Annotated in this window: 8 protein-coding genes and 12 tRNA genes; 19 read left to right on the forward strand and 1 reads right to left on the reverse strand. The window is 42.9% G+C overall.

Annotated elements, in window-relative coordinates; all coding sequences use genetic code 11:
- The 6 genes from BLW54_RS17780 to BLW54_RS17805 all read left to right on the forward strand — a co-directional run bounded on the left by BLW54_RS17780 (position 1) and on the right by BLW54_RS17805 (position 5,586).
- On the forward strand, positions 1-1,011 hold the full coding sequence (locus tag BLW54_RS17780; protein WP_035511144.1) for a PP2C family protein-serine/threonine phosphatase: 1,011 nt from the start codon (positions 1-3) through the stop codon (positions 1,009-1,011).
- Between the two features lie 62 nt (positions 1,012-1,073).
- A complete protein-coding gene (locus BLW54_RS17785; RefSeq protein WP_074736102.1) occupies positions 1,074-1,403 on the forward strand; it encodes an STAS domain-containing protein in 330 nt (109 codons plus the stop codon).
- Between the two features lie 2 nt (positions 1,404-1,405).
- Complete coding sequence (gene rsbW / locus BLW54_RS17790; protein ID WP_035511139.1) at positions 1,406-1,882, forward strand: anti-sigma B factor RsbW; 477 nt, start codon at positions 1,406-1,408, stop codon at positions 1,880-1,882.
- Complete coding sequence (gene sigB, locus BLW54_RS17795; RefSeq protein WP_035511136.1) at positions 1,854-2,633, forward strand: RNA polymerase sigma factor SigB; 780 nt, start codon at positions 1,854-1,856, stop codon at positions 2,631-2,633. The genes rsbW and sigB overlap by 29 nt, the downstream gene beginning before the upstream one ends.
- A 20-nt stretch (positions 2,634-2,653) precedes the next feature.
- Positions 2,654-3,229 carry a SpoIIE family protein phosphatase gene (locus tag BLW54_RS17800; protein ID WP_081867105.1) on the forward strand — a complete coding sequence of 192 codons (576 nt, stop codon included), beginning with the start codon at positions 2,654-2,656 and terminating at the stop codon, positions 3,227-3,229.
- Between the two features lie 197 nt (positions 3,230-3,426).
- Positions 3,427-5,586, forward strand: coding sequence for a Tex family protein (locus BLW54_RS17805; protein WP_035511327.1), 2,160 nt, complete (start codon positions 3,427-3,429; stop codon positions 5,584-5,586).
- Between the two features lie 39 nt (positions 5,587-5,625).
- On the opposite strand, the gene cmpA is transcribed toward BLW54_RS17805, so the two are convergent.
- Positions 5,626-5,736, reverse strand: coding sequence for a cortex morphogenetic protein CmpA (cmpA, locus tag BLW54_RS20515; RefSeq protein ID WP_139254216.1), 111 nt, complete (start codon positions 5,734-5,736; stop codon positions 5,626-5,628).
- A gap of 74 nt (positions 5,737-5,810) precedes the next feature.
- Between cmpA and BLW54_RS17810 the strand changes: the two genes are divergently transcribed.
- The 13 genes from BLW54_RS17810 (at position 5,811) to BLW54_RS17870 (ending at position 7,693) form a co-directional block, all read left to right on the forward strand.
- A complete protein-coding gene (locus BLW54_RS17810; RefSeq protein ID WP_035511132.1) occupies positions 5,811-6,263 on the forward strand; it encodes a SprT family protein in 453 nt (150 codons plus the stop codon).
- 172 nt (positions 6,264-6,435) lie between these two features.
- Positions 6,436-6,510 (forward strand) — tRNA-Asn (locus tag BLW54_RS17815).
- A 5-nt stretch (positions 6,511-6,515) separates the two neighbouring features.
- Positions 6,516-6,606: transfer RNA gene (locus BLW54_RS17820), tRNA-Ser, on the forward strand.
- A 10-nt stretch (positions 6,607-6,616) separates the two neighbouring features.
- Positions 6,617-6,688, forward strand: a tRNA-Glu gene (locus tag BLW54_RS17825).
- A 14-nt stretch (positions 6,689-6,702) separates the two neighbouring features.
- Positions 6,703-6,779: transfer RNA gene (locus BLW54_RS17830), tRNA-Asp, on the forward strand.
- A 4-nt stretch (positions 6,780-6,783) separates the two neighbouring features.
- Positions 6,784-6,858, forward strand: a tRNA-Gln gene (locus tag BLW54_RS17835).
- 104 nt (positions 6,859-6,962) lie between these two features.
- Positions 6,963-7,038: transfer RNA gene (locus BLW54_RS17840), tRNA-Lys, on the forward strand.
- Between the two features lie 8 nt (positions 7,039-7,046).
- Positions 7,047-7,128: transfer RNA gene (locus tag BLW54_RS17845), tRNA-Leu, on the forward strand.
- A 53-nt stretch (positions 7,129-7,181) separates the two neighbouring features.
- Positions 7,182-7,269 (forward strand) — tRNA-Leu (locus BLW54_RS17850).
- 66 nt (positions 7,270-7,335) lie between these two features.
- A tRNA-Arg gene (locus BLW54_RS17855) sits at positions 7,336-7,412 on the forward strand.
- 5 nt (positions 7,413-7,417) lie between these two features.
- A tRNA-Pro gene (locus BLW54_RS17860) sits at positions 7,418-7,494 on the forward strand.
- 32 nt (positions 7,495-7,526) lie between these two features.
- Positions 7,527-7,600, forward strand: a tRNA-Gly gene (locus BLW54_RS17865).
- A 16-nt stretch (positions 7,601-7,616) separates the two neighbouring features.
- Positions 7,617-7,693, forward strand: a tRNA-Ile gene (locus BLW54_RS17870).
- Positions 7,694-7,793: the final 100 nt, after the last annotated feature.

Consider the following 7,793-nt stretch of genomic DNA (forward strand, 5'->3'; position numbering starts at 1 on the left):
ATGAGTACATTGAAGCTAGACTTAGAAAACTATAAAGAACTACTACAAGAGTATATAAAAACGAAAGATGAACAAGCTCTTTATCAAGCGGAACAATTCAGTAAACATTCGATGCAGCAGAATATATCGCCTGAAGAGATCATCAACGTTCACATTCAATCACTACAAGAAATATACCCGGATATGCCGGAGTATATTCAGTCATCGATGAACTTTCTTTTGGAAACCATGATTTCCTACGGTTTAGCCTACCAGGAGTTTCAGACTTTGAGAGAAAAGCAGTTAGAGCTGAAATCCGAGATTTCTGTAGCAGCAAACATGCAAAAAACATTATTGTCTACTGTTAAGCCGGATCTTTCTGATATAGATGTCGGGGCTTTAAGTGTACCTGCCAAACAGATGAACGGAGATTATCACCATTTTGTTGAGGACGGAAAAGGCAACCTCGGTATCGCGGTGGCAGATGTCATTGGTAAAGGCGTTCCGGCAGCCCTGTGTATGTCTATGATTAAATATTCCATGGACAGCTTTTCAGGGATTAGAACTGACCCAAGTGTCATTTTGGGCAATTTGAACCGTGTGGTTGAGCGGAACGTTGACGCAAGTATGTTCATTACGATGTTCTATGGTTTATACAACTCGAATGATCATACGTTCACTTATTCATCGGCCGGACATGAACCCGGTTTTTATTATTATAAGGATCGTGATGAATTCGAAGAAATCGATGTACCAGGACTTGTCCTTGGGGTATCTCCTGAAGTCTCTTATAAGCAATATGAAAAAAGAGTAGAAAAAGGGGACATGATTATTCTTCTGACCGATGGGGTGACGGAGTGTCGACAAGGCGACCGTTTTATCGATCAGGAAGAAATCTTACACGTGATTAAGCAGTATTCCCATTTACCCGCGCAAGGAATCGTCGATCAAGTGTATAAGCACTTTGAACGTTTGCAGGATTTCCAACTGAGAGATGATTTTACACTTATTATTTTGAGGAGAAATGTTTAAGGGTTATTTGCGAAGGGTAATAACCGTGTAGCTCACTTTTTTGAATCATTGGGAGGGGAATTATGAATTTATCTATAGATGTAACCAATAATGAAGGTGTTTCGAATGTTGTGCTGACAGGGGAAGTCGATGCGTTTACAGCACCAAAATTAAAAGATACATTACTTCCGCTAACAAAAGAACAAGGTCATGTTGTGGAAGTGGATTTTCAAGATGTCAATTACATGGACTCCACTGGACTAGGGGTATTTATCAGTGCTTTGAAATCGACGAAGGAGCATGGTGCGACGATGCGTCTCGTCCATATGCAGGACCGTGTTTACCGCCTATTTAAGATTACAGGTTTAACGGAAATCATGAACATCGAGTCTACAGTGCAAGGTGGAATGTAAAGATGGAACCATTTGATTTTGTTGAAGTGAAGGTGCCGGCTAAAGCAGATTACATTGGTGTCGTCCGGCTGAGCACTTCAGGCATAGCAAACCGTATGGGGTTCACTTATGAAGATATTGAGGATTTGAAAGTAGCGATCTCAGAAGCGATTACAAATGCTGTAAAGCACGCGTATCAAGAAACAGGTGAAGGTGAAATCACGATCGGCTTTGGAATTTATCAAGATAGGCTGGAGGTGATGGTCGCTGACCATGGCGGAAGCTTCAACCTAGGGGAAGTAAAAGAGGATATCGGGCCTTATAAACAAGATGACGATATTGAAGAACTTCGCGAAGGTGGTTTTGGCCTGTTTCTCATTGATGCTCTAATGGATAAAGTTGAGATTAATAGTAAATATGGAGTCATTGTCCTTATGACAAAATATCTCCATGAAACTGGGGTGGGTCAAGATGGCGACCAAATCACAACACCACAATGAGGAAGTTTACGAATGGATCGCCTACCTACAAGAAAACCCAAGAGATGAAGCAGTGCAGGAGAAGGTTGTTCTTGTTTATAAGGATCTTGTAGAATCCATTGCTCGTAAATACTCAAAAAACAGTACCATTCATGAAGATTTAGTCCAAGTCGGAATGCTGGGACTATTGGCAGCGATTCGTAGATATGATCCTGACTTCGGAAAGTCTTTTGAATCGTTTGCCATTCCAACCATTATCGGGGAGATCAAGCGCTTCATACGTGATAAAACATGGAGCGTGCATGTTCCCCGCAGAATTAAGGAACTTGGACCGAAAATTAAAAAAGTGTCCGAAGAACTTACGAATTCGTTACAACGCTCTCCATCTGTAAAAGAAATTGCAAATGAACTGGAAGTGTCCGAAGAAGATGTCCTGGAAACAATGGAAATGGGCAAAAGCTATAAGGCGCTTTCTGTAGACCGTAAAATTGAGGCAGACTCTGATGGCAGTACTGTGACGATTCTTGACTTAATTGGTAACCAGGAAGATGGGTATTCGGATATTGATCAGAAGATGCTGTTAGAAAAGATTCTCCCTATTTTAAGTGAGCGGGAACAGGAAATCTTACAATGCACTTATTTTGAAAACATGAGCCAAAAAGATACCGGTGAACGGCTCGGCATTTCCCAAATGCATGTATCCCGCTTGCAAAGAAGAGCACTGCGGAAGTTAAGAGAAGCCTTACAGTCTGAATCTGTTGAGGTATTCTAGTGGAAAAGGAGAATAAACGGGTGAATCTATCTGTTTTCCAAAAAGCCAAAAAAGGGAATTATTATTGCGGTGACAGCTATTTCTATAAGGAGACGGATAATGCGTTTCTCTGTGCCCTTGCCGATGGACTTGGGAGTGGTGAAATGGCACGTGAGTCATCGAAGGCTGTGATGGAGGTCATAGAAGAGAATCCGGAATTGACTGTAGAACCACTCGTCAAAAAATGCAATGAGGTATTAGTAGGAAAGCGTGGAGTTGTTCTTGGAATACTTAGAATAGACTTTAATGCGCTCACGTATTCTTATTCTTCCATTGGAAACATTGGTGTAATCACCGTGGATCCAGACGGGGTGCGGAATCGGAATATCCCCTTAGCGGGCTACTTGTCAGGTTATCCACGTTCTCTCAGAATTACTCACGGGAAAGTACAGAAAGGGATGGTATTTTTAATGTTTTCGGACGGAGTAAATGATCGTCGTCTGTCTTCGAAGTTTACCCGATCCAAAGGCGTTGAACAAATCACTGAACATTATAAGGACCTTTATGGTCAGTCTCGTGATGATGATACGACACTCATCGCTATAGAGTATGAGTAAACCCCCTCACTCCTTTAACAAGGGAAAAGTGAGGGGGTTTAAATTTTGGCGTTGGGGACGTATAGAGTGGGCATTGGAAGCCGGTACGTTTTCCTTTGTTGCGATGCCCGATATAACTAAAAGCCATCAGGTAATGCCAACTATTATTTGATACAATGGAAGAGACGTCATTGAAGGAGGTCATTTTTTTGAGTGAAATGAAACAAAATCCCGAGTTACTTACCCTCGTGTCTAAGCAAACGAAATTGAAAGATAAAACCGTTGAACAAGTGATTGAGTTGCTCAACGAAGGCAATACCGTTCCCTTTATCGCCCGTTATCGGAAAGAATTGACCGGCGGTTTAGATGAGGTGCAAATTAAGGAAATCGAAGATCAGTGGAACTATGTAACCAATTTATTGCAACGGAAAGAAGAAGTGATCCGTCTCATTGATGAACAAGGGAAGCTGACAGACGATTTACGTAACCAAATCGAGTCTGCTGAAAAGCTGCAGAAGATTGAAGATCTATACCGCCCCTACAAACAGAAACGCCGTACAAGAGCAACCATAGCAAAGGAAAAAGGCTTAGAGCCGCTCGCTCTTAAAGTGTGGGAACAAGATCAGCTGGATTTTGATACAGAAGCTGAAAGCTATTTCTCCGATGAACAAGAATTGACATCTATCGAGGATGTTAAGGCTGGTGTGAATGATATTATCGCCGAATGGATCTCTGATGACCCTACATATCGAGAGAAAATCCGAAAGCAAACCTTTGACAAAGGGGTTATCTCCTCATCTGAAAAGAAAGCAGAGAAAGATGAGAAAGGCGTTTTCGAAATGTACTACGATTATCAGGAGCCTGTACGTACTATTGCTTCCCATCGAGTGCTTGCCCTTAATCGTGGAGAAAAAGAAGAAGTGATCAAAGTTTCTGTCCAGCCCCCTGAAGAAGCTATTCTCCAGTACTTGGACAGAAACGCTATCCAGAAGACAACGATAGGAAAAGTTCGTTCCATTCTAGAAGAGGCAATCCAGGACAGTTATAAGCGTCTTATTCAACCTTCTGTAGAAAGGGAGATACGCGGCTCGTTATCTGAACAAGCGGAGGAACAGGCCATCGAAGTCTTCTCCAGTAATCTTCGTAACCTTCTACTTCAACCGCCGTTAAAGGGGAAAGTGGTCCTTGGGATCGACCCGGCTTATCGGACGGGCTGCAAGCTAGCCGTGGTGGATGAAACAGGAAAGGTACTGGACATTGGCGTTATTTACCCGACAGCCCCTAGGAATGATACAGCTGGTGCCGAGGAAAAAATCCTTCGTTTTATGGACAAGTATGAGATTGAACTGATGGCGATTGGAAATGGCACAGCTTCCAGAGAAACGGAACAATTTATTGCAGATATGATTCAAAAACACAAGGTGGAAGCTTCTTATATGATTGTAAATGAGGCAGGAGCCAGTGTGTATTCAGCTTCCAAACTTGCTCGTGAAGAATTTCCGGATTTACAGGTAGAAGAAAGAAGTGCTGTATCAATCGCACGTCGAGTACAGGATCCATTGGCGGAGTTAGTTAAGATTGATCCAAAGTCAATCGGTGTCGGTCAGTACCAGCATGATGTCACACAGAAGAAATTGAATGAATCGCTGACGTTTATCGTAGAAACAGCAGTAAACCAGGTTGGGGTTAACGTAAATACAGCTTCCTCTTCCCTTCTTCAATACGTGTCAGGACTTAGTAAAACCGTAGCGAACAATATCGTGAAAAAACGGGAAGAGTTAGGAAAATTTACTAAGCGTTCAGAATTGAAGGATATCCCTCGTCTAGGAGCAAAAACATTTGAGCAAAGTATCGGCTTTTTGAGAATCCTGGATGGACAAGAACCGCTTGATCGTACGCCTATTCATCCAGAGAGTTATAAATCCACCCGGGAGCTTTTGAAAATGCTCGGTTATACCAGTGAAGATATCGGAAGGGAACAATTAGCTGAAGACATCAATAAAATGAAGACAACGTCGGTTGCCGAACAGCTTGGAGTTGGAGAGCTGACCTTACAAGATATTGTAAAATCCCTAGCGCAGCCAGGAAGAGATCCAAGGGATGATCTTCCTAAGCCATTGCTTAAGACGAATGTTCTTTCAATGGAAGATTTAGAACAGGGGATGGAGCTCGAAGGAACGGTCCGAAATGTTGTCGACTTTGGGGCATTTGTAGATATAGGTGTGAAGCAGGATGGGCTCGTCCATATCTCTAAGCTTGCTGATAAATTTGTAAAACATCCGATGGACGTGGTCTCCGTTGGTGATGTCGTAACCGTTTGGGTAGATCAAGTAGATGTACAGAAACAGCGCATAGCCTTGACTATGGTCCATAAATAATAAAACAGAGCTGCCTGGGAGGCATACTTCCAGGTAGTTTTATTTATAAAGGTGTTGATAATAATACCAGCATTGGTTTAGCATTTTAATCTGGTACTTATCTTTATTAAAGAAGGCTTTTGCCATTTGATTTTTCAACCAGGACGGCATAAGAAGTCAACTCCTTCATATAAAGCGTTTAGATTCTTATGATACAGTATGCAAAGGACAAGGGAGGCGTTCCTGTGAAAACCTTGACAGAAGATGAGCTGCAAGATTGGACAGACAAATTATCGAAAAAATATTTTGACAAGCCCTTTATGCATGAGGTATACTTCAATTCTCGCCTTAGAACAACAGGAGGCAGATACATACCTTCAAAAAAAGTGATTGAAATTAATCCAAAGTATGTAGTAGAATTGGATGGTGCTGAATTGGAAGGGATCATTAAGCATGAACTGTGCCATTATCATCTTCATATAGAAGGGAAAGGCTTTAGTCATCGCGACCCTGAATTTAAAGCCCTATTGAAAAAAACAGGATCTCCGCGTCATTGTTCACCTTTACCCTCGCAACAGCGAGAAAGACTACATCACTATGTTTGTGCAAAATGCGGTCAGTCATACAAGCGCAAAAGAAGAGTAGATACGAAGCGGTATCGTTGTGGGAAATGTAAAGGGAGTTTAAAAAAGAAGTAAATTCCCCGTTGACGTCACCTCCTGCACATGTTAAATTAATTAAGTCCTAACAAAACGAGTCATCATTTTTTCAAAAACCACAATGTTTTTAAAAAAAGGTTTGACAATATGGACAAAATATTATAAGATATTAATCGTCGCTGATGAGCGTCAACAAACCACATATTTTTATTCCAACGTAGCTCAGTGGTAGAGCAATCGGCTGTTAACCGATCGGTCGTAGGTTCGAATCCTACCGTTGGAGCCATTCATGGAGAAGTACTCAAGTGGCTGAAGAGGCGCCCCTGCTAAGGGTGTAGGTCGCGTAAGCGGCGCGAGGGTTCAAATCCCTCCTTCTCCGCCATTATCATTTAGGCCCGTTGGTCAAGTGGTTAAGACACCGCCCTTTCACGGCGGTAACACGGGTTCGAATCCCGTACGGGTCACTTAAACTTTCATAGGTCCGGTAGTTCAGTTGGTTAGAATGCCTGCCTGTCACGCAGGAGGTCGCGGGTTCGAGTCCCGTCCGGACCGCCATCGTTGGGCCATAGCCAAGCGGTAAGGCAACGGTTTTTGGTACCGTCATGCGCTGGTTCGAATCCAGCTGGCCCAGCCATTTTTCTTTGAGAAAAAGGTTGACAAAAATAAAATAAAGTTATATGATGTTTCTTGTGCTTGTAAAAACATCATGATCATTTAAGTGTTATAGATTCCTTGAATGAGCCATTAGCTCAGTTGGTAGAGCATCTGACTTTTAATCAGAGGGTCGAAGGTTCGAATCCTTCATGGCTCACCATTTATTATGCGGGTGTGGTGGAATTGGCAGACACGCTAGATTTAGGATCTAGTGCTTCACGGCGTGGGGGTTCAAGTCCCTCCACCCGCATTATCCAATTATCATGATCAGCATCCGGTTGTTATTGAAAAGCAATTCCATTTGCGGTCGTGGCGGAATCGGCAGACGCGCTAGGTTGAGGGCCTAGTGGGAGGTAATCCCGTGGAGGTTCAAGTCCTCTCGGCCGCACCAACTTTTATAAAAAAGTTCTTGCGTCGGTAAACAAAATGTGATATACTAGTAATTGTCGCTTCAAATGCGCCCGTAGCTCAATTGGATAGAGCGTCTGACTACGGATCAGAAGGTTAGGGGTTCGACTCCTCTCGGGCGCGCCATTTAACGGGAAGTAGCTCAGCTTGGTAGAGCACTTGGTTTGGGACCAAGGGGTCGCAGGTTCGAATCCTGTCTTCCCGACCATCGAGATTCAAGCATTACAACAAGAAATATTTGCGGGTGTAGTTTAATGGTAAAACCTCAGCCTTCCAAGCTGATGACGAGGGTTCGATTCCCTTCACCCGCTCCATTATTGAACAACATCGGGGCCTGTAGCTCAGTTGGTCAGAGCGCACGCCTGATAAGCGTGAGGTCGGTGGTTCAAGTCCACTCAGGCCCACCATGATTCATTTGATCTTTGAAAACTGAACGAACCAACCAGTACGTCAAACATTTCTTCTTATATAGAAGAGATTTTAAACAAGCACATTCGGTGTGCAAAT

Origin of the sequence: Halobacillus karajensis (assembly GCF_900108515.1) — a bacterium.
Classification (GTDB): domain Bacteria; phylum Bacillota; class Bacilli; order Bacillales; family Halobacillaceae; genus Halobacillus; species Halobacillus karajensis.

Bases quoted from the DNA above. Each gene is read 5' to 3' on its own strand.
- rsbW (WP_035511139.1), top strand. From the start codon at position 1,406: ATGGAACCATTTGATTTTGTTGAAGTGAAGGTGCCGGCTAAAGCAGAT.
- BLW54_RS17785 (WP_074736102.1), top strand. From the start codon at position 1,074: ATGAATTTATCTATAGATGTAACCAATAATGAAGGTGTTTCGAATGTT.
- sigB (WP_035511136.1), top strand. From the start codon at position 1,854: ATGGCGACCAAATCACAACACCACAATGAGGAAGTTTACGAATGGATC.
- BLW54_RS17805 (WP_035511327.1), top strand. From the start codon at position 3,427: ATGAAACAAAATCCCGAGTTACTTACCCTCGTGTCTAAGCAAACGAAA.
- cmpA (WP_139254216.1), bottom strand. From the start codon at position 5,736: ATGCCGTCCTGGTTGAAAAATCAAATGGCAAAAGCCTTCTTTAATAAA.
- BLW54_RS17780 (WP_035511144.1), top strand. From the start codon at position 1: ATGAGTACATTGAAGCTAGACTTAGAAAACTATAAAGAACTACTACAA.